The sequence below is a fragment of the Thauera sp. 2A1 genome, assembly GCF_009469595.2.
Taxonomy (GTDB): Bacteria; Pseudomonadota; Gammaproteobacteria; order Burkholderiales; family Rhodocyclaceae; genus Thauera.
Map to the genome: position 1 here is coordinate 1 of NZ_SSXV01000038.1, position 21,078 is coordinate 21,078.

The 21,078-nt window shown below is 66.6% G+C and carries 22 protein-coding genes; 9 read left to right on the top strand and 13 right to left on the bottom strand.

Annotation, left to right across the window (positions count from 1 at the left end; all coding sequences use genetic code 11):
* The first annotated feature begins 198 nt into the window (after positions 1 to 198).
* Positions 199 to 1,362, top strand: a complete 1,164-nt coding sequence (locus GH664_RS21480; RefSeq protein WP_153170163.1) for a UbiH/UbiF family hydroxylase — start codon at positions 199 to 201, stop codon at positions 1,360 to 1,362.
* A 16-nt stretch (positions 1,363 to 1,378) separates the two neighbouring features.
* Positions 1,379 to 2,107, top strand: coding sequence for a DsbC family protein (locus GH664_RS21485; RefSeq protein WP_153170164.1), 729 nt, complete (start codon positions 1,379 to 1,381; stop codon positions 2,105 to 2,107).
* Between the two features lie 78 nt (positions 2,108 to 2,185).
* Here GH664_RS21485 and GH664_RS21490 read toward each other — a convergent pair whose 3' ends face one another.
* Complete coding sequence (locus tag GH664_RS21490; RefSeq protein WP_153170165.1) at positions 2,186 to 3,454, bottom strand: murein transglycosylase A; 1,269 nt, start codon at positions 3,452 to 3,454, stop codon at positions 2,186 to 2,188.
* Positions 3,455 to 3,528: 74 nt separating this feature from the next.
* Here GH664_RS21490 and GH664_RS21495 point away from each other — a divergent pair, with 74 nt between their 5' ends.
* The 3 genes from GH664_RS21495 to GH664_RS21505 are packed head-to-tail and all read left to right on the top strand — an operon-like array spanning position 3,529 to position 5,470.
* Positions 3,529 to 3,657 carry a hypothetical protein gene (locus tag GH664_RS21495; RefSeq protein WP_255424996.1) on the top strand — a complete coding sequence of 43 codons (129 nt, stop codon included), beginning with the start codon at positions 3,529 to 3,531 and terminating at the stop codon, positions 3,655 to 3,657.
* Positions 3,654 to 4,526, top strand: a complete 873-nt coding sequence (locus GH664_RS21500; protein ID WP_153170166.1) for an ATP-binding protein — start codon at positions 3,654 to 3,656, stop codon at positions 4,524 to 4,526. The genes GH664_RS21495 and GH664_RS21500 overlap by 4 nt, the downstream gene beginning before the upstream one ends.
* Positions 4,523 to 5,470, top strand: a complete 948-nt coding sequence (locus GH664_RS21505; RefSeq protein WP_153170167.1) for a Nudix family hydrolase — start codon at positions 4,523 to 4,525, stop codon at positions 5,468 to 5,470. The genes GH664_RS21500 and GH664_RS21505 overlap by 4 nt, the downstream gene beginning before the upstream one ends.
* A gap of 39 nt (positions 5,471 to 5,509) precedes the next feature.
* Here the strand turns inward: GH664_RS21505 and yacG are convergent, their stop codons facing one another.
* From yacG to GH664_RS21565, 12 genes are all read right to left on the bottom strand, one after another.
* Entirely contained in the window at positions 5,510 to 5,716 is a 207-nt protein-coding gene (gene yacG / locus GH664_RS21510) for a DNA gyrase inhibitor YacG (RefSeq protein WP_153170168.1), read from the bottom strand.
* A 7-nt stretch (positions 5,717 to 5,723) separates the two neighbouring features.
* Complete coding sequence (gene zapD / locus GH664_RS21515) at positions 5,724 to 6,479, bottom strand: cell division protein ZapD (protein WP_153170182.1); 756 nt, start codon at positions 6,477 to 6,479, stop codon at positions 5,724 to 5,726.
* A 106-nt stretch (positions 6,480 to 6,585) separates the two neighbouring features.
* On the bottom strand, positions 6,586 to 7,218 hold the full coding sequence (coaE, locus tag GH664_RS21520) for a dephospho-CoA kinase (protein WP_153170169.1): 633 nt from the start codon (positions 7,216 to 7,218) through the stop codon (positions 6,586 to 6,588).
* A gap of 10 nt (positions 7,219 to 7,228) precedes the next feature.
* Positions 7,229 to 7,999, bottom strand: a complete 771-nt coding sequence (locus GH664_RS21525) for an SPOR domain-containing protein (protein WP_153170170.1) — start codon at positions 7,997 to 7,999, stop codon at positions 7,229 to 7,231.
* Positions 8,000 to 8,018: 19 nt separating this feature from the next.
* A complete protein-coding gene (locus GH664_RS21530) occupies positions 8,019 to 9,383 on the bottom strand; it encodes a TrpB-like pyridoxal phosphate-dependent enzyme (RefSeq protein WP_153170171.1) in 1,365 nt (454 codons plus the stop codon).
* A 34-nt stretch (positions 9,384 to 9,417) separates the two neighbouring features.
* Positions 9,418 to 10,170 (bottom strand): type III pantothenate kinase, encoded by a 753-nt coding sequence (locus GH664_RS21535; RefSeq protein WP_153170172.1) that lies wholly within the window; start codon positions 10,168 to 10,170, stop codon positions 9,418 to 9,420.
* Positions 10,167 to 10,994: a biotin--[acetyl-CoA-carboxylase] ligase gene (locus tag GH664_RS21540; protein ID WP_153170173.1), complete on the bottom strand. Its 828-nt coding sequence runs from the start codon at positions 10,992 to 10,994 to the stop codon at positions 10,167 to 10,169. The genes GH664_RS21535 and GH664_RS21540 overlap by 4 nt, the downstream gene beginning before the upstream one ends.
* Positions 10,995 to 11,083: 89 nt before the next feature.
* Positions 11,084 to 12,532: a nitrogen regulation protein NR(I) gene (ntrC, locus tag GH664_RS21545; protein ID WP_153170174.1), complete on the bottom strand. Its 1,449-nt coding sequence runs from the start codon at positions 12,530 to 12,532 to the stop codon at positions 11,084 to 11,086.
* A gap of 38 nt (positions 12,533 to 12,570) precedes the next feature.
* Entirely contained in the window at positions 12,571 to 13,647 is a 1,077-nt protein-coding gene (gene glnL, locus GH664_RS21550) for a nitrogen regulation protein NR(II) (RefSeq protein WP_153170175.1), read from the bottom strand.
* A gap of 56 nt (positions 13,648 to 13,703) precedes the next feature.
* On the bottom strand, positions 13,704 to 14,198 hold the full coding sequence (locus GH664_RS21555) for a DUF4124 domain-containing protein (protein WP_153170176.1): 495 nt from the start codon (positions 14,196 to 14,198) through the stop codon (positions 13,704 to 13,706).
* A gap of 135 nt (positions 14,199 to 14,333) precedes the next feature.
* On the bottom strand, positions 14,334 to 15,743 hold the full coding sequence (glnA, locus tag GH664_RS21560; protein ID WP_153170177.1) for a type I glutamate--ammonia ligase: 1,410 nt from the start codon (positions 15,741 to 15,743) through the stop codon (positions 14,334 to 14,336).
* A 204-nt stretch (positions 15,744 to 15,947) separates the two neighbouring features.
* Positions 15,948 to 17,141 (bottom strand): cation diffusion facilitator family transporter, encoded by a 1,194-nt coding sequence (locus tag GH664_RS21565; RefSeq protein ID WP_153170178.1) that lies wholly within the window; start codon positions 17,139 to 17,141, stop codon positions 15,948 to 15,950.
* A 64-nt stretch (positions 17,142 to 17,205) separates the two neighbouring features.
* On the opposite strand from GH664_RS21565, the gene GH664_RS21570 reads away from it, so the two are divergent.
* The 4 genes from GH664_RS21570 to clsB all read left to right on the top strand — a co-directional run bounded on the left by GH664_RS21570 (position 17,206) and on the right by clsB (position 20,786).
* The gene (locus GH664_RS21570) at positions 17,206 to 17,658 is read left to right on the top strand and encodes a rhodanese-like domain-containing protein (protein ID WP_153170179.1); all 453 of its coding nucleotides are present in this window, start codon (positions 17,206 to 17,208) and stop codon (positions 17,656 to 17,658) included.
* Between the two features lie 84 nt (positions 17,659 to 17,742).
* Positions 17,743 to 18,843 carry a quinolinate synthase NadA gene (gene nadA / locus GH664_RS21575; RefSeq protein ID WP_153170180.1) on the top strand — a complete coding sequence of 367 codons (1,101 nt, stop codon included), beginning with the start codon at positions 17,743 to 17,745 and terminating at the stop codon, positions 18,841 to 18,843.
* Between the two features lie 33 nt (positions 18,844 to 18,876).
* Positions 18,877 to 19,629, top strand: coding sequence for an endonuclease/exonuclease/phosphatase family protein (locus tag GH664_RS21580; protein WP_153170181.1), 753 nt, complete (start codon positions 18,877 to 18,879; stop codon positions 19,627 to 19,629).
* Positions 19,630 to 19,631: 2 nt separating this feature from the next.
* Positions 19,632 to 20,786: a cardiolipin synthase ClsB gene (clsB, locus tag GH664_RS21585; protein ID WP_153170183.1), complete on the top strand. Its 1,155-nt coding sequence runs from the start codon at positions 19,632 to 19,634 to the stop codon at positions 20,784 to 20,786.
* The last annotated feature ends 292 nt before the right edge of the window (positions 20,787 to 21,078 follow it).

Genomic DNA, 21,078 nt, shown 5'->3' on the forward strand with positions numbered 1-21,078 from the left:
CGAACAGGACCGTGAAACAAGACCGCGCCGATGATAGTGAGGTCCGCCCTCGTGAAAGTAGGTCATCGTCAGACTAACCCCATCACTCAACGCCCGAGACCACTCCTGGTCTCGGGCGTTCGTGCGTGTACCGGCCGCGCGTGACGCAATCGAGTCCGTTCGGCAAAATGGTGCGCTTGAGCAGCTAGCGGAGCGCAGATGAAGTTCGATGTCATCGTGGTGGGAGGCGGTCTCGCCGGTGCCGCGCTTGCCGTGGCGTTGCGGAGGACGCGGCTGAGGGTTGCGCTGATCGATGCGCAGGGGCCCGTGCATCCGCAAGGCTGGGATGCGCGTATCTACGCCTACAGTCCGTCCAATGCTGCGTTCCTTGAAGAACTGGGAGTCTGGCAGCATCTTGATCCGCAGCGTCTGAGTGCGGTCCATGAGATGCGGATATTCGGTGACGCCGGGGGCGAGCTGAGTTTCTCGGCGTACCACAGCGGTGTGGGTGAACTGGCCTGGATTGGCGAGTCGAGCCTGGTGCACCTGGAACTGTGGGAGAGCCTCAAGCGTCAGCACAACGTCACCTTGCTATGTCCGGCGCGGCCCGCGGCCCTCGAGCAAGGCGACGATGCTGTCAGGCTGCGGCTCGACGACGGGCGGCAGATCGAGGCAGCGCTGCTCGTCGGTGCCGACGGGCGCGATTCATGGGTGCGCGAGCAGGCAGGGATTGCCGCAACGGTCAGGCCTTATGATGAGTCCGGGGTCGTTGCCAACTTCGCGTGTGAGCGATCGCATGGGCAGACGGCGTGCCAGTGGTTCATGCCGGAAGGCATTCTTGCCTGGCTCCCGCTGCCCGGCAAGCAGATCTCCATTGTCTGGTCGGCGAGGTCGGACTTTGCTGATGAACTCATGGCGCTGGACGATTTGGCGTTTTCGGAGCGGGTGGCAGCGGCCGGCGGACATCGACTGGGGCGCTTGTCGCTGATGACGAAGCGCGCCGCCTTCCCGCTGCGGCTGTTGCGGGTATCGCAGATGGTGCGCTCGCGTGTTGCCCTCGTGGGCGATGCGGCGCATGCCATCCATCCGCTTTCCGGCCATGGCATCAATCTCGGCTTTCAGGACGTCAAGGCGCTCGCTGGACGGCTCGAGCAGATGCAGCCGTGGGAAGATCCTGGCGATCTTTCGGTCTTGCGCGCCTATGCGAGAAGTCGTGCGGAAGAGCCTTTCGTGCTGCAGTACGCGACGCATGGGCTGAATCGGTTGTTTGCCGCCCGGACGCCCTTCCTGAGCGATCTCAGGAATGCGGGAATGAACCTCACCTCGCATCTGCCGGTCGTAGGTGACGCACTGGTGCGCTATGCCATCAACGGCAGATTTTGATTACCCGGAGAGATTGATGAAATTTTCCCCCAGAGGCGGCGCCATGAAGGTCCTGCTGGCGATCCTGGCGCTTGGCCTGACGGCTGGCGCGTACGCAAACGAAGACGCGGTGAAGAAGGCTGTCGAGGGCTTCGTTGGTGCGGCTGCAGTGGACAGTGTCGCGAAGACGTCTTACGGTGGTCTTTACGAGGTCGTGCTCAAGAGCGGGGAGCTGGTCTATACGGACGAAAAGGCGAGCTTCATCATCGACGGCCGCGTCATCGATACGCGGACGCGCAAGGATGTGACCCAGGAGCGTCTGGCGAAGCTTTCGGCCATCGACTTCTCGACACTGCCGCTCAGTCAGGCGATCAAGCAGGTGAAGGGCAATGGCAAGCGTGTCATGGCTACCTTTGAAGACCCGAATTGCGCCTACTGCAAGCGGCTTGGCAAGGAGCTGGCGCAGATGAGCGATGTGACGATCTACACCTTCCTGTATCCGATCCTGACTCCTGACTCGACGACGAAGTCCAACAACATCTGGTGCGCGAAGGACAAGGCCAAGGTGTGGAACGACTGGATCGTCGACGCGAAGGTTCCCGCCACCGCAAGCTGTGACACGGCAGCAGTGGAGAAGAATGTGGCGCTCGGGCACAAGCTGCGCATCAGCGGCACGCCGACGATCTTCCTGGCCGACGGCACGCGAATCGGCGGCTTCCTGCCGGCGGCGGAGCTTGAAAAGGCGATGGCGGCTGCTACGAAGTAAGGCAGGAATCGTCCGGCTTGCAGCCCCGGCCCTTGGCCGGGGCTGCGCCAGATCGGTGCGCGCCAGCGTGTTCGCTGCTTATTGCCCCTTGGGTGGTGTCACGCCGCGTGGCAGCAGCAGCCACATCTTGCCCTGCTGGCGCATGCGCCCTGCTTCGGCGCCTGCCTGCGGCCCCAGTCCCCAGAAGAAGTCGGCACGTACGGCGCCCTTGATTGCGCTGCCAGTGTCCTGCGCGAGCATCAGCCGCTTCAGCGGCGCGTTGCTGAGCGGACGCGTGGTAGAGAGAAAGACTGGTGCACCCAGCGGCACGTAGCGGGGGTCGACCGCGATGCTGCGCCCGGCGCTGAGCGGAACGCCCAGCGCACCGAGGGGGCCGTCGTCCGACGGTGGCAGTTCGCGGAAGAAGACATAGCTCGGATTTGCATTCAGCAGTTCCGGCAAGCGTCCGGGATTGTCCTGCACCCAGCGCTTGATGCCGTCCATCGAGGCCTTCTCCAGCGGGAGTTCGCCCCTGGCGACCAACCAGCGTCCGATCGACTGGTACGGGTAGCCGTTCTGGTCAGCGTAGCCGATACGCACCGTTTTGCCGTCAGGCAACTCCACCCGGCCCGATCCCTGAACCTGCAGGAAGAAAAGGTCGATCGGATCGCTCGCCCACAACAGGACCTTTGCCGGAATCCGGTCCTGCTTTTGCGTCAGCTCCTCGCGCGACCAGTAAGGAAGCACCTTGTTGCCGACGAGGCGTCCGCGCAGGCGCAGCGGCTTGAGTTCCGGATAGATGTCGCCAAGCTCGATCGTCAGCATGTCGTCCGGCCGCCCATGGATCGGCCAGGCATAGGCGCCACCTCGGGCGCGACTGCCCTTGATCACCGGCTCGTAATAACCTGTGATGAGACCTTCTGGCGAGTGATCCGCATTGGTCAGGCGCCAGGGGACGAAGTGCTGCTCGAAGAACTGGCGCGCCGCGTTCGCGCTGGGGCGTGGGCCGAGCGCGGCAGCGGCGTCGCAGGCGGACTTCCAGGCCGGCTGGCGCGCCAGCACCGAGCAGGAGATTTGCAGCGCTGGCGCGGCGGCTGCGGGATCGTCCTCGTTCCAGCCCTCCACCGAACCCCAATTAGACAGTTCGGCGCCGCCTGAAGCGGCGTCGACCGACGGCAACGCTGCGGGCACCCGGGGCGCGACCGGCTTCGCTGCGGGAGCGCAGTTGGGGCACGGTCCGCTGGTCTGTTGCGGAATGTTGTCGACCTTTCCGGGCGCGGGCGGCTCGTGCGCGCAGCCCGCGAGGATGAGAAGGGATAGCAGCAACGACGCGCCCGGTGCGTGCCGCCGGGCAGAGAAGTGAATCATGAGGGGATCGGTTAAACTTGAACGCTTGAGGCCCGAGTATACCGGGACTGACCGACCTTCCCGCGAGGTTTGCCATGTGGGTGATCTTTCTCGAAGCCGGGCTCGCCTTGCTGTTGCTGCTCATCATCGTTTGGGCAACGTGGCCCCGACGTGGTCAAGCGCAGCCGAACAACCTTCCGTCAGAAGACAAGCGCGACGAATGAACGACTTCGCCCGACTCGTCGACCGCGCCGAGCGTCTGCTCGAGCGGCTCGAAGCAATTTTGCCCGGCCCGGCCAGCGAGCCCGACTGGGCTGCCGCCATCGCCTTCCGGTGGCGCCGCAGCCATGGCCGCGCTTCGCTGGTGCCGGTGCCGACGCTGCACCGCATCCGTCTTGTCGACCTGCAGGATGTGGATGATCAGAAGGCGCGCATCGACCGCAATACGCGACAGTTCCTCGCCGGGCGCCGCGCCAACAACGTGTTGCTGACGGGCGCGCGCGGCACGGGCAAGTCTTCGTTGATCAAGGCGCTGCTCAATGAATACGCGGCGCAGGGGTTGCGCCTGATCGAGGTCGACAAGGCCGATCTCGTCGATCTGCCGGAGATTGTCGACCTCGTCGCCGGCCGGCCGGAGCGTTTCATCCTGTTCTGCGATGACCTCTCCTTCGAGGAGGGCGAAGACGCCTACAAGGCGCTCAAAAGCGTACTCGACGGCTCGGTGTCCGCGGTTTCCGACAACGTCCTGGTATATGCCACGTCGAACCGGCGCCACCTGATGCCTGAATACCACGACGAGAATCTGCAGACCCGCCACGTCGATGGCGAGATCCATCCGGGCGAAGCCGTCGAGGAGAAGATCTCGCTCTCCGAACGCTTCGGCCTGTGGATTTCCTTCTATCCGTTCAGCCAGGACGAATACCTCGATATCGTCGCTCACTGGCTGACCAGCTTCGGCGTGCCCGAGGACGCCATCGACAGCGCCCGCCCCGAGGCCCTGCAATGGGCGTTGATGCGCGGTTCGCGCTCCGGCCGCGTCGCCTGGCAGTTCGCACGTGACTTTGCCGGGCAGCGCGAGGACCCGCGTCCATGACGCGCAAGCGCGTGGAGGTGGCTGCCGGCGTGCTGACGCTGCCCGATGGCCGCTACCTGCTCGGACAGCGGGCGGGCGACACCGTCTATGCCGGCTACTGGGAGTTCCCCGGTGGCAAGGTCGAGGCCGGCGAGTCCGCGGCCCAGGCCTTGTGCCGCGAGCTCGACGAGGAGCTCGGTATCCGCGTCACCCACCTGCGTCCATGGTTGCGGCGGGAACATGTCTACGAGCACGCGCATGTCGCGCTCAACTTCTTCGAGGTCACTGCGTGGGAAGGCGAGATTCATGATCGGGTGCACGGCGCGCTGGCATGGGTTCAGCCCGACGGTGCTGCTCCCGAGCCGATGTTGCCCGCCAACGGCCCGATCCTGAAGGCCCTGCGGTTGCCGCACCTGATGGCCATCACCCATGCAGACGAACTGGGAATCGATGCCCAGCTCGCAGCGCTGGACATGGCGCTTGCCGATGGATTGCGCCTGGTTCAGGTGCGCGAGGCCGGACTGGAGACCACGCTTCGGGCCGATTTCGCCCGCGAGGTGGTACGGCGGGTGCATGCGCGTGAGGGGCTGGTGCTGATCAATGGCGATGCCGGGCTCGCGCGTGAAGTGGGGGCGGACGGTGTCCACCTGCCCGCGCGTCAGCTCGCCGGGCTGTCAGTGCGACCGGATTTGCCGTGGGTCGGCGCCTCCTGCCACGAACGCGGCGAACTTGAACGGGCGGCAGCGATGGGGCTCGATTACGCGCTGCTCGGGCCAGTGGCGCCGACGCTCAGCCATCCCGGCCAGCCCGGGCTCGGCTGGCTGCGTTTCAGCGAGCTTGCGGCCGGCCTGCCGCTGCCGGTGTTTGCCCTCGGCGGGCTTGATGCGTCGGCCATGGAGGTGGCACGTGATGCGGGTGCACACGGCATCGCCGGTATTCGAGGGGTGTGGCAAAGCGCTGGCTGAGACCCTGCGGCGCGATCCGGCCGCAATGGAGAACGCCGCTCAGCGCGACTTTGGAGACACGTCGTCGCTTTCCGGCAGTTCGGCGTCCGGCGGTGCTGTCGGTACCCGATAGGTCTCGGATGCCCAGGCGCCCAGGTCAATCTGCTTGCAGCGTTCCGAGCAGAAGGGGCGGAAACGGTTTTCTGCCTTCCATTCGACCTCCTTGCCGCAGGTCGGGCAGCGGACGGCTCGCACGGACTTGCTCATCGTGTGCTCAAAGGCTGCAGAAAGTGAGCTCGAAAGCCACGTCGCGCTCGGCAATTCGCGGCCGCGCCACGGTCTCCGGCAGCAGGAAGCGGATGTTCAGGGCGTATTTGTTGGCGCTGATCTCGGGCACCACCGGTTCGCTGCGCGGAACCCGCACGCGCAGCATCTGCGCGCTGCGTCCGGCCATCGTCAGTTGATATGCGCCGGTCCGTGCGAGCTGGTTCTCCGGGTGGCCGCTGGCGCGCAATAGACGCAGCACGATCTCGAGGCCGTCGCGAATCGGTGCCATCGGATTGAGCCAGCCCTCGATGTCACGCCGTCGCGCTTCCGGCTCGCGGTTGAGCCAGTAGTGGTATGACGGCAGGTCGAACTCGCAGACCCCGCCCGGAATCGCCGCACGGCTGCGTATGCTCATCAGCCATTCGTTCTCGCGCAGGTACTGGCCGATCTTGCCGGCCATGGCCAGCAGCCCGGTTGAGGCCTGTTCGATCTCGTAAAGCGCGCCAGCCAGCGCCTCCTCGGAAATTTCGGGATTGTTGCGGAAGGAGACCAGGATCTGCCGCTGTCGCTCGAGCTCCTGCACCAGATCGACCTTGAGGTCGGCCCGGCTCGCTACTTCGAGCGTTTCGAACAGGGTCAGCAGCGCAATGTGATGATCCTGCGAGCCGTTGTTGGCGGTGAAGTGTGCCAGCTTGAGAAAAAGATCCTCAAGGCGCAGCAGCGTGCGGATACGCTCGTTGAGGGGATATTCGTAGCTGATCACCGCACACAGTCCGCCAGTTTGGGTCCCGGATTTTTGCGTGGATGATAGCACAGGGCCCGCGGCCGCCTGTCCAGACTCCGGCGCAGCCTCGCGGGCCGCAGCCGCCTCAGACCAGGGCTGAAGCGCGGACATAGCGTTCGTGCAGCGCATCCACCTGCGCGTGCAGTTGATCGAGCGTTCCACCGTTGTCGACGATGTCGTCGGCTACCGCACGGCGCTCGTCGCGGCTTGCCTGTGCAGCCATGATGGCGCGAATTTGCGCCTCGTCGAGGCCGTTGCGTGCCTTGACGCGTTCAAGCTGCAGTGCTTCGGGACAGTCCACCACGCAGATCCGGTCGCACCGTTCGCGGTATGTGCCGGATTCGATCAGCAGCGGCACGGCAAGAATGACATAGGGGCTGGGCGCAAGCTCGCACTGGCGCTGGCTTTCGTCGCGGATCATCGGATGCAGGATGGCCTCGAGGCGCTTGCGCACCTGCGGATCGGCGAAGGCCGCGGCGCGCATCGCGGCGCGATCGAGGCTGCCGTCGGCGGCGATCATGGCGTCGCCGAAGGCGTTGCGGATGGCGGGCATGGCGCGCCCGCCAGCGGCGGTCAGCGCATGGGCGATGGCGTCGGTATCGACCACGGTTGCGCCGAGAGCGGCGAAGCGATCGGCTGCGGCGCTCTTGCCGCTGCCAATGCCGCCGGTCAGGCCGACGATGAGCGGCCGCCGTGGGGGGGACGAACTGGAGCTCATGAGATTGACCTCAGGGCGAACAGGTGGTGCGACGCTCGTCGAGTTGCGAGCGCCGCCCCTCCACCGCGGCGATGCGTTCGCGCGGCAGGCTCGCCTGGATGCGGAAACTCGCCGTCATGCGCGGTTCGATGCTTGCGTCGTGCGCGCCTTTGGCGCGCAGTTGGGCGAGCAGTTGCTGCGCGCCATTCTCGGTGCGGAACAGCCCCAGCGAGACGGCAAACTGGCTGGGGCCACTCTCTTGCACGATGAAAGTATCGGTGATGCCCATCTCATGCAGCTCGCGCACCCGCTTCTCGGCCTGTGTCCGGCCGCCCTGGGCTGGCGTCCTCACCCACCAGTTGGAGGGCGTGTCCTTGCGGCTGCGTACGTACTTGAAACCGCCAGCCTGGAGGCGGGCCGCAAGTCGATCCGCTTCGGCGGTAGACAGGCCCGCCCAGGCAACACAACTCGCTGGTGCGGTCGGCGGCGCGGCGGCAGGCGCAAGCCTGGCGTCGGTCCTATCCGTCGGTACTGCTGCTGCGACCTCCGCCTCCGGACTTGGAGGCTCCGCAGGCGGCGAGCTGCCCGGCTGCGGCTCCGTCGCTTCGGTGGCTGACGGGGCGGGGGCGGGCGGCTCTTCCGTGGTGGGCGTGATCAACCGAATCTGCTCGGCGTGCAACTGATTGGTGATGCGCTCGGGTTCTCCACCCGGCGTTGCGCTGCCTAGCCAGCCCTTGATGGCGGCGAACGCGAGCGCGTTGAGCACGGCCAGCAGGATGAACAGGAAGCGCAGCGTCGTCATGGCGAAAGCTTAACCGCGATCAGCCGACCTTGGGCAGATGGGCGAGCGAGGCCGCCACCGCGTCGGCCGGATAGTCGTAATTCTCCAGCTTGCCGCTCAAGTAGCGTTCGTAAGAACTCATGTCGAAGTGGCCATGGCCAGTGAGGTTGAACAGGATGGTCTTCGCCTCGCCGCTCGCCTTGCATTTGAGCGCCTCGTCGATCGCCTGGCGGATCGCGTGGCAGGACTCGGGCGCAGGGATGATGCCTTCCGTGCGCGCGAACTGCACGCCAGCCTCGAAGGTGCCGAGCTGCTGCACCGCCGACGCCTCGATCAGGCCGTCATGCAGCAGTTGCGATACCAGCGGCGACGCACCGTGGTAGCGCAAGCCGCCGGCATGGATGCCGGGTGGCATGAAGTCGTGGCCGAGCGTGTACATGCGCATCAGCGGGGTGAAGCCCGAGGCATCACCGAAGTCGTAGGCGTACTGACCCTTGGTCAACGTCGGGCAGGAGCTGGGCTCGACGGCGATGCAGCGCAGGGCCTCGGCGCGCTTGTCGCCGGCCGCCCTGTCGGCGAGGAAGGGGAAGGCGATGCCGGCGAAACTGGAGCCGCCGCCGCACGGTCCGATCACGACGTCGGGGTAGAGGCCGATCTTGTCGAACTGCTTTTTCGCCTCGAGGCCGATGATGGTCTGGTGCATGGCGACGTGGTTGAGCACCGAACCGAGCGTGTAGTTGGTGTCGGCTCGGCCGGCGGCTTCCTCGACCGCCTCGGAAATCGCGATGCCGAGCGAACCTTCGTTGTCGGGGTTTTCGGCGAGCAGGCGGCGGCCGGTCTCGGTGAGCGGCGACGGGCTGGGATACACCTCGGCGCCCCAGGTCTGCATCATCAGGCGGCGGTAGGGTTTCTGGTCGTAGCTGACCTTCACCATGTACACGCGCACCTCGAGGCCGAACATCTGGCCGGCAAAGGAAATCGACGAGCCCCACTGGCCGGCGCCCGTCTCGGTGGTGAGGCGCTTGATGCCCGCCTGCTTGTTGTAGAAGGCCTGCGGCACCGCCGAGTTGGGCTTGTGCGAGCCGGCCGGCGACACGCCCTCGTACTTGAAGAAGATCTTCGCCGGCGTGCCCAGCGCCTGCTCCAGCCGCACCGCCCGCACCAGCGGGCTGGGGCGCCACAGGCGGTAGATCTCGCGTACCTCCTGGGGGATCTCGATCCAGCGCTGCGCGCTCATCTCCTGTTCGAGGATGGCGCCAGGAAAGATCGCGCCCATCTGCTCCGGCGTGGCGGGCTTGCCGTCGGCGCCCAGCGGCGGGGCGGGCGGCGTCGGCAGGTCGGCGACGATGTTGTACCAGTGGGTCGGAATGTCTGCAGCGTCGAGCTGGATGCGGGTGGCTTCCATGTTTTCTTCTCCCTTCCTTTGTTGTGGTGATCGTTCAGTGGCGGCTGCGGACGATGGCCTGCAACCCCAGCAGCACCAGATTGTTGACCTGGCGCAGCGGCAGGTCGAGCAGCGGTGCGAACGCTTCGGCCGCGCCGCCGGTGAGCAGGCACAGCGGGGCGGGGCGGGCGGCGATCTGGCGGAACATGCGCTCCACTGCACCGGCCTGAGCCTGCAGGCAGCCGGAGCGGATGGCGTCGGCGGTGCAGCGCGGCGCGAGCGCGAAGCGGCCGTCCGCCAGCGGCAGTTGTGCCGTGCCGCCGGCGAGTGCGCGCTGCATCAGGTCCACGCCGGGCAGGATCAGTCCGCCTTCGAAGCGGCCGTCGGCGCTCAGCAGATCCACCGTGGTGGCGGTGCCGGCGCTCACCACCAGGCAATCGCCGGCATGAAGCTGTCGAGCACCGATCAGCGCCGCCCAGCGGTCGGCCCCGAGTTGCGCGGGGTTGTCGTAGCCGTTGATGATGCCGGCGCAGCTTGCCTGCGGCGTCAGCCATTCCGGCGTCAGCCCCCAGGGGCAGGCAAGCGCAGCGATGCGCTCGGCGACGGCAGCGCCGGCGACGTTGGTGCCGATGATGCCGACCATGCGGGCCTGCGGCGCGGAACCGGCCTGGAGGCGCGATTCGATCTGTGCGCCGAGCAGGCTGATCTCGTCATGGGCGCAGGCCCCCTCGGCATGCACGCTTGTCGCGTCGGCTCCGACCAGACGCCACTTCACGCGCGTATTGCCGGCGTCGATGAGCAGGATCACACCGGTGCTCCCGTGTCCGGACGCAGCGATACGTCGCCCGCGAGGATGCGGCGCACGCCGCCGTCAGTACGCAGCAGCAGGGCGCCATCCTCGTCGACACCGATGCAGATGCCGGTCGTTGCCTCGGCTTCACCGCAGATGCGCACCGGCAGGTCGGCGAACGCATTGCGCTGTTGCCAGGCGCCGCGCAGGGCAGCGAAGCCGGCTGCGGCGTAAGTGTCGAGCAGACTGCGCAACTGGCCGAGGATGGCCGCCAGCAGGGCCACGCGATCGGGGGCTTGATCGCCCAGCTCGCGCGCGATGTCGGTCACTGCGGCCTGGCCCGCGATGTGCACATCGGGCGGCAGGCGCAGGTTCACGCCGATACCGATCACCGCTGCGGCCGCGCGGCCCTGGCGTGCCACGAGCTCGATCAGGATGCCGGCGATCTTGCCGCCGTGCACCAGCACGTCGTTCGGCCACTTGAGCTGCACGCCCGCCACGCCCAGGTCTTCCAGCGCGCGCGCCAGCGCCAGGCCGGCTACCAGCGACAGCCCCGCCGGCCCGGAACTGGTGGGCGGTATGCGCCACAGCGCGGAAAAGGTGAGGCTGCCGCCATCGAAGGACTGCCATTCGCGCCCGCGGCGCCCGCGCCCGGCGAATTGCCGGTCCACGACCAGCACTGGCAGACGATCGTCTTCAGGCAGCTTGCGAGTAAGCAACTCGGAATTGGACGACGCGCAGGTGTCGAGCCATTCGATGGAGAAGGCGTCGGCATGCGCACCCAGCGCGTCGCGCAGCGCGGGCAGCTCGACGGCGTGGTTGACTGGCGTGGAGGGCGGCACGAGGCGGTTTCCCGGCGGCGGATAAGATGTTCATTATCCGTCAACGCCGGTGCGCGCACGAGCATCGCCGATGCTCGACGCCTCCTGCCTCAGTGCTCCGCCTCATCCTCGTCGTGCAGCGGCTCGCCGTGGCCGCGGGCGCCGCGTTCCTCTTCCATGCCCAGCTCCTGGATCTTGCGGCTGATGGTGTTGCGGCCGATCCCCAGCAGTTGCGCGGCGTCGATGCGGCGGCCGCCGGTGGCGGCGAGCGCACGGCGGATCAGGGTGATCTCGAACTCACGCTCGAGGCGCGCGAACACTTCGCCCGGCACCGCGGCGATGAGGCGGTCGGCCTCGAGCGCGAGGTCGTCGGTCCATCGTGTCGGCATCTCGCGCGCCGGCTGGTCGCGCATTTCCGGGGGCAGGTCCGCGATTTCCACGACCTGGCCCGGTGCCATCACGGTCAGCCAGTGGCACAGGTTTTCCAGTTGGCGCACGTTGCCGGGGAACGACTGGCCCTGCAGGTAGGCAATGGCCGTGTCCGAGATGCGTTTGCGCTCCACTCCCAGTTCCTGCGCGCTGCGCTGCAGGAAGTGCCGCACCAGCACCGGGATGTCCTCCGGCCGCTCGCGCAGCGGCGGCAGGCGCAGGCGGATGACGTTCAGGCGGTGGAACAGGTCCTCGCGGAACAGTCCAAGGCGCACGCGCTCCTCCAGGTCCTGGTGCGTCGCGGCGATGACGCGCACATTGGCGCGGATCGGCTGCTGGCCGCCGACACGGTAGAAGTTGCCGTCCGAGAGGACGCGCAGCAGCCGCGTCTGCAGCTCCGCCGGCATGTCGCCGATCTCGTCCAGGAACAGCGTGCCGCCATCGGCCTGCTCGAAACGGCCGCGACGTTGCGCGGCGGCGCCGGTGAAGGCACCACGCTCGTGGCCGAAGAGTTCGGACTCGAGCAGGTCGCGCGGGATGGCGGCGGTGTTGATGGCGATGAAAGGTGCGTCCCGCCGCGGGCTGTGGCGGTGCAGCGCACGTGCGACGAGCTCCTTGCCGGTACCGGATTCGCCATTGATCAGCACCGTGGCGTGCGACTGCGACAGGCGGCCGATGGCGCGGAACACTTCCTGCATCGCCGGGGCGTGGCCGAGGATCTCGGGCGCCAGCGTGGTCTCCTCTTGCGCACCATTCTGGTGCGTTCCTTGTTCGAGGGCGCGCCGAACCAGTGCGACCGCCTGGTCCACGTCGAAGGGCTTGGGCAGGTACTCGAATGCGCCGCCCTGGAAGGCGGCCACCGCGCTGTCGAGGTCGGAGTAGGCGGTCATGATGATGACCGGCAGTTGCGGGTGCGCCGCCTTCACCTTCTGCAGCAGCACCAGGCCCGATTCACCGGGCATGCGGATGTCGGACACCAGCACGGTGGGCGGTGGCGAGGCGTGGGCGAGGGCGTCCATCGCCTCGTTGGCCGAGCTGAAGCTGCGATAGGGGATGTCTTCGCGCCCGAGGGCCTTCTCCAGCACCCAGCGGATGGAGCGGTCGTCATCAACGATCCAGACAGTATTCATTTGTCGTGCACTATTTTGGTGCGACGCGGCGCGAGCGCTCACGCGCGATCGGAAATCGGCAGCAGGATGGTGAAGCAGGTCCGGCCCGGACGGCTGTCCACCTCGATCATGCCCTGGTGTTGTTCGATGAAGCTCTGCGCCAGCGACAGGCCCAGCCCGCTGCCGCCATCACGCCCCGAGACCAGCGGATAGAAGATCGTGTCGCGGATCTCCTCCGGAATGCCGGGGCCGTTGTCGATCACTTGCAATTCCAGTGCCAGCTTGTAGCGGCGCTTGGCCAGCGTCACCTGGCGGGCGATGCGGGTGCGCAGCAGGATCTCGCCCCTGCCTGTCAGCGCCTGGGCGGCATTGCGCACGATGTTGAGGATGGCCTGGATGAGCTGCTCGCGATCGGCGGTGATTTCCGGCAGGCTGGTGTCGTAGTCGCGGCGCACGTCGACGTTCGGAAACTCGGCCAGGATCAGGCGGCGCACGCGTTCGAGCACGTCGTGGATGTTGAGCGGCGCCGGCCGCATGGTGGAATGCGAGCTGAGCAGGCGGTTCATCAGGTCCTGCAGGCGGTCGGCCTCGGCGATGATCACCTCGGTATATTCGCGCAGTTGCGGATCATCGAGCTCGCGTTCCAGCAACTGCGCCGAGCCGCGGATGCCGCCGAGCGGGTTCTTGATCTCGTGCGCGAGGTTGCGGATCAGTTCGCGGTTGGCCTGCTGCTGCTGCAGCAGTTGCTCCTCGCGGGCGACGCGCAACTGGGCGTCGATCGGGCGGAACTCCAGCAGCAGGCGAACACCATCGGCCTCGACCGGGCTCACGGTGCAGTCCAGATGGATGGCCTCGGCATCGTTGCGCAGGATCTTCAGATCCTGGCTGGTGTAACTCCAGTTGGTGCGCAGCGCGCGTTCGAGCGCCGCGCCCAGCCCGGTCGGTTCTCCCAGCAGGTTTGCCAGCGGCAGGCCGACCATCTTGCGATGACTGACCGCAAACAGGTTCTCGGCACCGGGGTTCAGGTAGCGGATGACGAGCCGCTCATCCACCAGCACGACGGCGGAAGACAGCAGTTCGAGCCCGGCGAAGGCGCCGTGGGCGGAAGAATGGAATCGGTGTTGGGTGGTGGCCATGCGCGCATCCAGAATCGCTGTGTTCGCACACGCAAGATGCGCGCCAGGCCGTCAGGTCACCGCAGGTTGCCGATTTCCCGACGCAGCGCCTCGATGTTGCGCTTGTGCAGTTCGACCTTGTCCTTGTATGGCTGCAGGCGGTCGAGCATCTTCTGGTAGTTGCGCTCGTCGCCCATGCGCACCGATTCCTGTTCGGCGAGCTGCTTCTGAGCCTCGGCGAGAGAGGACTCCTCGGTGGCGAGTTCCTTCTCGAGCACCTGGCGGCGGGTGTCGTCGCGCGCGCGCTGGTCGCCCGGGCTCACGCGAGGAAAGCCCGGCGAGGAGGAATTCTGCACCGCTGCGGGCGAGGTCCCTGCGGCTGGCGCGCGCGGTGGCGCCGGCACCGAGGTCATCGGCAGGTCCTGCTGGATGGCCTTGCAGCCACGGGCAATGCTGCGGTCATTGGTGTAGGTGGTGCGACCCTCGGCATCGACACACTTGTAGATTTCGGCGTGCGCGAGCGGCGCGGCACACAGGGCGAGGATGAGCGTGAGGGGGTGAAGCTGTCTCATGACCTTGTCCGGAAGTCGCTTCCCTGGCCGCCGTTGCGATGCGCCGGCGATGCCGGGGAATGAGCCCCGGATTAGACCCGATAAAAAAGGGACGGGCAATGCCCGTCCCTTTTCAAGACATCGTATGCAGACAGCTTAGAGGCTGTAATACATGTCGAATTCCACCGGGTGGGTGGTGATGCGCAGGCGGTTGACGTCCTCGGACTTCAGCGCGATGTAGGCGTCGATGAAGTCGTTGGAGAACACGCCGCCACGGGTCAGGAACTCGCGATCCTTGTCGAGGTAATCCAGCGCCTGGTCGAGGCTGGTGCACACGGTCGGGATCAGCGCGTCTTCTTCCGGCGGCAGGTCGTACAGGTTCTTGTCGGCCGGGTCGCCCGGGTGGATCTTGTTCTGGATGCCGTCCAGGCCCGCCATCATCAGCGCCGAGAAGGCGAGGTAGGGGTTGGCCAGGGGATCCGGGAAGCGCGCTTCGATGCGGCGGCCCTTCGGGTTGCTGGTGTAGGGGATACGGATCGAGGCCGAACGGTTGCGGGCCGAGTAGGCGAGCTTGGTCGGGGCCTCGTAGTGCGGCACCAGGCGCTTGTACGAGTTCGTGCCCGGGTTGGTGATCGCGTTCAGCGCGCGCGCGTGCTTGATGATGCCGCCGATGTAGTACAGCGCCAGGTCGGACAGGCCGGCATAGCCGTTGCCCGCGAACAGGTTCTGGCCGTTGCTCCAGATCGACTGGTGCACGTGCATGCCCGAGCCGTTGTCGCCGACGATGGGCTTGGGCATGAAGGTTGCCGTCTTGCCGTACTGGTGGGCGACGTTGTGCACGATGTACTTCAGCACCTGGGTCCAGTCGGCGCGCTGCGTCAGCGTGCTGAACTTGGTGCCGATCTCGCACTGGCCAGCGTTGGCCACTTCGTGGTGGTGCACCTCGACGGGCACGCCGCAGGCTTCGAGTGCGAGCACCATGGCGGCGCGCACGTCGTTCAGGCTGTCGACCGGCGGCACCGGGAAGTAGCCGCCCTTCACGCGCGGACGGTGGCCGGTGTTGCCGCCTTCGAACTTGTCGGCGGTGGACCAGGCAGCCTCTTCCGAGATGATCTTGCTATAGACACCCGACATGTCGACCGACCATTCGACCGAGTCGAAGATGAAGAACTCGGGCTCCGGGCCGAAGAAGGCCGTGTCGCCGATGCCGGTGCTCTTGAGGTAGGCCTCGGCGCGCTTGGCGATCGAGCGCGGGTCGCGGTCGTAGCCCTTGCCGTCGGACGGTTCGATGACGTCGCAGGTCAGCACCAGCGTCGTTTCGTCGAAGAACGGGTCAACGTAGGCGGTGGAGGCTTCCGGCAGCAGGATCATGTCGGATGCCTGGATGCCCTTCCAGCCCGCCAGCGACGAGCCGTCGAAGGGGTGGCCGTGCTCGAAGTGCTCTTCCTCGAACGCCGAGATCGGCAGGCCGACGTGGTGTTCCTTGCCGTGGGTATCGGTAAAGCGCAGGTCGACGAAGCGGACTTCGTTCTCCTGGATCATCTTCATGACGTCTTGAGCGTTCATATTCACTCCTGGTGAGATGAGGCGGTGTCTGTTGAAAATCGGTCGGTGACGGCGTCAATTTCCGGTGCTCGTCAAAAGCAGAAATCGTGCCAAGTCTGGTGCGGCAAGAATTCCATTGTGCCACAAGGGCGCAGTGGGCAGTGGCTGCGACGGCGGGAGCATGAATGCACCACGATGAGGCGTCAGTCGGTGCGATATGCACCGTTATGGTGCAACCTGAACGAAGAAGCTCAACGACCGGTAGGCCGGATGTGCCTTCAGCCAATCCGTGGTGCGCCGATCGAGTGCATGGAGCCTTGCGTCGGGCACCGAGGCGGGGAGCAGGACCTCCACATCGACCCGGTCGCCGAGGTAATGGATCTGCACCCGCTTCGGTTTCGGCCCTTGCGGCCCGAGCAGGGCGGCAACGGTGGCAAGCACTTCGGCCCGCTCCGGCGCGGGGCCCGGCGGCACGTGTTGCAGTTCGGCATCGTCTTCGGGGTCGACATGCACCAGCACGTCCTGCACTTCCGGATGCGCGGCGCGTACCCGGGCGTATACCGAATCCGACACGCGATGCCCCTCGGACACCGTCAGCCTCGGTTCGACCTGCACGTGGGCATCGCACAGCACGCGGTTGGCCATGCGCCGGGTACGCATGTCGTGCAGGCTGACGACGCCGGGGGTGTCGAGGATGGTGCGCCGCAGCCGCGTGAGTTCTTCCTCCGGCAGGCCGGTGTCGATCAGTTCGCGCACCGCCTTGAGCGCGAAGCGGAAGCCCATGTGCAGGATCAGGAAGCCGACGATGGCGGCCGCCAGCGGCTCGAGGAAGGGATAGCCGGCCAGGCTGCCGCCGATGCCCGCCGCCACGACCAGCGACGAGGCGGCGTCCGAGCGCGCATGCCAGGCGTTGGTTTCGAGCATCGGCGCCTTCAGACGGCGCGACGACGCCAGGATGTAGCGGAACATTCCCTCCTTCGCCGCCAGCGTGAACACCGCCATCGCCAGTGCAGCCGGATGCAGCGCCGGCAGGTTGCCCATGTGTTGCAGGCGCACGCCCGAGCTCCACAGGAAGCCGAATCCCACGCCCGCCAGCACCAGGCCGAGCAGCATCGAAGTGACGGTCTCGATGCGGGCATGGCCATACGGGTGTCGCAGGTCCGCCGGGCTGGCGCTATGGCGGCCTGCGACCAGCACCAGCGCGTCTGTGACCAGGTCGGACAAGGTATGCGCCGCATCGGCGACCAGGCTGAACGCGCCGGCGAAAAGGCCGATCACGATCTGGCCGACGGTCAGCAGCGCGTTGATGGCCAGTGCGACGAACGCAACCTTCTGGATGCCGAGGCTGCGGACGGCAGCGTCCTCTGGGTTTGCGGGCGCGTTCGGGCTGCGACGCGACCGGGGGGCTGAAGCAGGCATGTCAGGGGCCGAGGATGAGGCGCTATACTTCGAACGTTCTCAATCATTCTAGCCGGATGCACGAATGGGTACCCTCTCCGACCTGCTGACGCTTGCGCGCCAGCGTGCGAGCAGGCTCGACCTGCCTTACCAGGGGGCGCTGACGCCGGCTGAGGCCTGGCAAGTGCTGCAGCTTGCGCCGGGCGCCCGCCTGGTCGACGTCCGCACCCGGGCCGAGTGGGACTGGGTGGGCCGTGTGCCGGGGTCGGTCGAGATCGAGTGGGTCAGCTACCCCGGCAGCCAGCCCAACCCCAATTTCGTCGCCCAGCTCAGGCATCAGGTCGACCCTGAAGCGCTGGTACTGTTCCTGTGCCGCTCGGGTGCGCGCTCGGACTCCGCCGCGCGTGCCGCCTGCGCGGCCGGCTACAACAACTGCTACAACGTCCTCGAAGGTTTCGAGGGCGACAAGGATGCCAACGGCCAGCGCAACCGCGTCGGCGGCTGGCGACATGCGGGCTTGCCCTGGCAGCAGGGCTGAGCGGTTTGCCCGCAAGCCGGAACCGCAAATGTCGCGGGCAGTCCGATAGCGAAACCCCCAGACGAACTTTCACGAATCCGCATCATGCAAGTTGCCACCATCAGCTTCGATCGCTTCAACGTGCTCGCCGACGAGGACGCCCAGGCGCGTATCCGCGCAGCGCGCGCGCGCCTCGGTGACAAGGCGGTGCTGTTGTGCCACCACTATCAGCGCGCCGACGTCTATCAGCATGCCGATCTCACCGGCGATTCGCTCAAGCTGGCGCGCCTCGCCTCCCAGACCGATGCCCAGTACATCGTGTTTTGCGGCGTGCATTTCATGGCCGAAGTGGCCGACATCCTGTCCAAGCCCAGCCAGGTCGCCATCCTGCCCGACCTCGCGGCCGGTTGCTCGATGGCGGACATGGCGAGCCTGGCGAAGGTCGAGCGCTGCTGGCGCGAGCTGGCCGAGGTGCTGGGCAAGCCCGATGAGCTGATCACGCCGGTCACCTACATCAACTCGGCAGCCGACCTGAAGGCCTTCTGCGGCGAGCACGGCGGCATCGTGTGTACCTCGACCAACGCGCCCACCATCCTCGACTGGGCATTCTCCCGACGCGAGAAGGTGCTGTTCTTCCCCGACCAACACCTGGGGCGGTGGACGGGCTACAAGAAAGGCATCCCGCTCGACCAGATGGTGGTGTGGGACCCGGACCTGGAATACGGCGGCCTCACGCCGGAGCAGATCCGCAACGCCAGGATCCTGCTGTGGAAGGGCCACTGCTCGGTGCATCAGATGTTCCAGCCCGGACACATCGAGCGCTGGCGCAAGCAGCACCCGGATGGCCTGGTGATCTCGCACCCCGAGAGCAGTCTCGACGTCTGCATCCAGTCCGATTATGTCGGTTCGACTGAGTACATCATCCGCACCATCGAGGCGGGCGCGCCCGGTTCGCGCTGGCTGGTGGGCACCGAGCTGAACCTCGTCAACCGCCTGGCCGAGGAAATGAAGCCGCATGGCAAGATCGTGCAGTTCATGGCACCGACGGTGTGCATGTGCTCGACGATGCAGCGCATCGATCCGCAGCACCTGGCGTGGACGCTGGAGAATCTCGCCGACGGCAACGTGGTGAACCAGATCAAGGTGCCCGAGCACGAGGCCGAGCTGGCGCGCATTGCGCTCGACCGGATGCTTGCGGTGTCCTGAGCGAAGCCGGCAACGGCGTCCACTGGAGAGGCGATGGGCGTCCTGCGCATCTGCTCCTACAACATCCACAAGGGCTTCTCGCAGTTCAACCGCCGCATGGTGGTGCATGAGCTGCGAGAGCGCCTGCGCAGCCTCGATGTCGATCTCGTCTTCCTGCAGGAGGTGCAGGGGCTCAACGTCAGGCACCGTGTCCGGCACGCCGACTGGCCCCAGCAGCCGCAACACGAATTCCTCGCCGAGGACAACTGGGGCCAGACTGCCTATGGCCGCAACGCCGTCTACGACCACGGCCACCACGGCAACGCCATCCTGAGCCGGCACGACATCCTCTCCACCGCCAACGAGGACGTCTCGGCCCATCGCTTCGAGAGCCGCGGCCTGCTGCATTGCGAGGTCTCGGTGCCCGAGTTCGCCGCGCCGGTGCATTGCGTGTGCGTGCATCTGGGCCTCACTGCCGGAGGGCGGCGGCGGCAGATGCAGGCGCTGGCCGATCGCATGGAACGGCTGGCACCGAATGGCTCGCCGCTGATCATCGCCGGCGACTTCAATGACTGGCGCAACCATGCCGACGAACTGATCGGTGCGCGGCTGCGCCTCACCGAGGCCTTCGGCGTCAACCGCGGGCGGCCCGCACGCAGCTTCCCGAGCGTGCTGCCCTTCTTCCGGCTCGACCGCATCTACGTGCGCGGCTTCCGCGTGCGCCAGGCCAAGGTCCATTTCGGCGAGCCCTGGGCACAGATATCCGACCACGCCGCGCTCACCGCCGACCTGGAGCCGGCGCCTTGACGATGGTCGTCCCCGGCAACGCGGTGGTGTTGCTGGAGAACGGGCAGGAGTATTTCCCCGCGCTGGAAGCCTCGATCGACAACGCCGAACGCGAGATCTTCCTGCAGAGCTACATCTTCAGCGACGACGACGTCGGCCGCAGCATCGCCGCCGCGCTGCGGCGGGCGGCCCGGCGTGGCGTGGTGGTGCGCGTGATGGTCGACGGCTTCGGCGGGCGTGAGTTCGTGCGCGACCTCATGCCGCAGCTTGCCGCCGATGGCGTCGAGGTGCTGATCTACCGCCGCGAGCTGCGCGCCCTGTCCTTGCGCCGGCATCGCCTGCGCAGGCTGCACCGCAAGGTGGTGACGATCGATGGTCGCGAGGCCTACGTCGGCGGCATCAACATCACCGACGATTTCGCACCCAACGGCTCACCCTATCCACGCTATGACTATGCGGTAAGAGTGCAGGGGCCGGTGCTGGACCCGATCGTCGAGTCGGCGCATCGCCTGTGGCGACTGGTGGCCTGGGCGAGTTTCCGCCGCCGCGTGCATCAGCCGCTGCTGGCGCCGCCGGTCGGCGAGGCGGCAGGATCCATCCGCGCCGCGTTCGTCGTGCGCGACAACCTGCGCTACCGGCGCGCGATTGAGGACGCCTATCTGGCGGCGATCGAGCGCGCACGGCACGAGATCGTCATCGCCAACGCCTATTTCTTTCCCGGCCGACGCTTCCGCCACGCGCTCACCGAGGCCACCGGGCGCGGCGTACGGGTGACGCTGCTGCTGCAAGGCGCAGGCGGCGACCATCCGCTGCAGGTCCTCGCGACGCGGGCGCTGTATCCCTTCCTGCTGCAACGCGGGGTCGAACTGTACGAATATCACCGCAGCCATCTGCACGCCAAGGTGGCGGTGATCGATGGGCGTTGGGCGACGGTCGGCTCGAGCAACATCGACGCCTTCAGCCTGCTGCTGGCGCGCGAGGCCAATGTGGTGGTGGAGGACGAGGGCTTCGCCGCGCAACTGCGCGCCAGCCTGGCCGCGGCGATGCGCGACGGCGCAGAGGCCCAATCACCCGAGGACTGGCGTCGGCTGCCGCTGCTGCGGCGCATGGCGAACTGGCTGGCGTATCAACTGGTGCGGATGGCGATCGGCATCGCGGGATACGGCGGCAAGCACTGAGCGCAGCGAGTTCCGCAAACCTGAAGGGAACACCCACGCCCCGAACGGCGGCGTGGCGAGACAAACCGAGCGGGTCGGGGACTCAGAGCCTGAGAAGCATTTGATTTCCGCAAGCCGAGTAACTGACATGCGATGAGACCCAGTGGCGCGCGATGCGCAGGTGCGGTGGGGTGTTCGAGGCCCAGCCAAGCGTCTGTGAGGGCAGATCCGGGGTCTTCAGGAGGCGGGTTTTCATTTCGGGCACCTCTTATGCCAGCGCTGCGGCGATTTTGGACGCACCGCTACCTCGACC

Coding starts and splice junctions, on each gene's coding strand:
- glnA (WP_153170177.1), bottom strand. CDS start 15,743: ATGAACGCTCAAGACGTCATGAAGATGATCCAGGAGAACGAAGTCCGC.
- coaE (WP_153170169.1), bottom strand. CDS start 7,218: ATGAGCTCCAGTTCGTCCCCCCCACGGCGGCCGCTCATCGTCGGCCTG.
- GH664_RS21580 (WP_153170181.1), top strand. CDS start 18,877: ATGGGCGTCCTGCGCATCTGCTCCTACAACATCCACAAGGGCTTCTCG.
- GH664_RS21525 (WP_153170170.1), bottom strand. CDS start 7,999: ATGACGACGCTGCGCTTCCTGTTCATCCTGCTGGCCGTGCTCAACGCG.
- GH664_RS21480 (WP_153170163.1), top strand. CDS start 199: ATGAAGTTCGATGTCATCGTGGTGGGAGGCGGTCTCGCCGGTGCCGCG.
- GH664_RS21485 (WP_153170164.1), top strand. CDS start 1,379: ATGAAATTTTCCCCCAGAGGCGGCGCCATGAAGGTCCTGCTGGCGATC.
- GH664_RS21530 (WP_153170171.1), bottom strand. CDS start 9,383: ATGGAAGCCACCCGCATCCAGCTCGACGCTGCAGACATTCCGACCCAC.
- GH664_RS21490 (WP_153170165.1), bottom strand. CDS start 3,454: ATGATTCACTTCTCTGCCCGGCGGCACGCACCGGGCGCGTCGTTGCTG.
- GH664_RS21555 (WP_153170176.1), bottom strand. CDS start 14,198: ATGAGACAGCTTCACCCCCTCACGCTCATCCTCGCCCTGTGTGCCGCG.
- yacG (WP_153170168.1), bottom strand. CDS start 5,716: ATGAGCAAGTCCGTGCGAGCCGTCCGCTGCCCGACCTGCGGCAAGGAG.
- nadA (WP_153170180.1), top strand. CDS start 17,743: ATGCAAGTTGCCACCATCAGCTTCGATCGCTTCAACGTGCTCGCCGAC.
- GH664_RS21500 (WP_153170166.1), top strand. CDS start 3,654: ATGAACGACTTCGCCCGACTCGTCGACCGCGCCGAGCGTCTGCTCGAG.
- GH664_RS21565 (WP_153170178.1), bottom strand. CDS start 17,141: ATGCCTGCTTCAGCCCCCCGGTCGCGTCGCAGCCCGAACGCGCCCGCA.
- clsB (WP_153170183.1), top strand. CDS start 19,632: ATGGTCGTCCCCGGCAACGCGGTGGTGTTGCTGGAGAACGGGCAGGAG.
- GH664_RS21570 (WP_153170179.1), top strand. CDS start 17,206: ATGGGTACCCTCTCCGACCTGCTGACGCTTGCGCGCCAGCGTGCGAGC.
- GH664_RS21495 (WP_255424996.1), top strand. CDS start 3,529: ATGTGGGTGATCTTTCTCGAAGCCGGGCTCGCCTTGCTGTTGCTGCTC.
- ntrC (WP_153170174.1), bottom strand. CDS start 12,532: ATGAATACTGTCTGGATCGTTGATGACGACCGCTCCATCCGCTGGGTG.
- glnL (WP_153170175.1), bottom strand. CDS start 13,647: ATGGCCACCACCCAACACCGATTCCATTCTTCCGCCCACGGCGCCTTC.
- GH664_RS21505 (WP_153170167.1), top strand. CDS start 4,523: ATGACGCGCAAGCGCGTGGAGGTGGCTGCCGGCGTGCTGACGCTGCCC.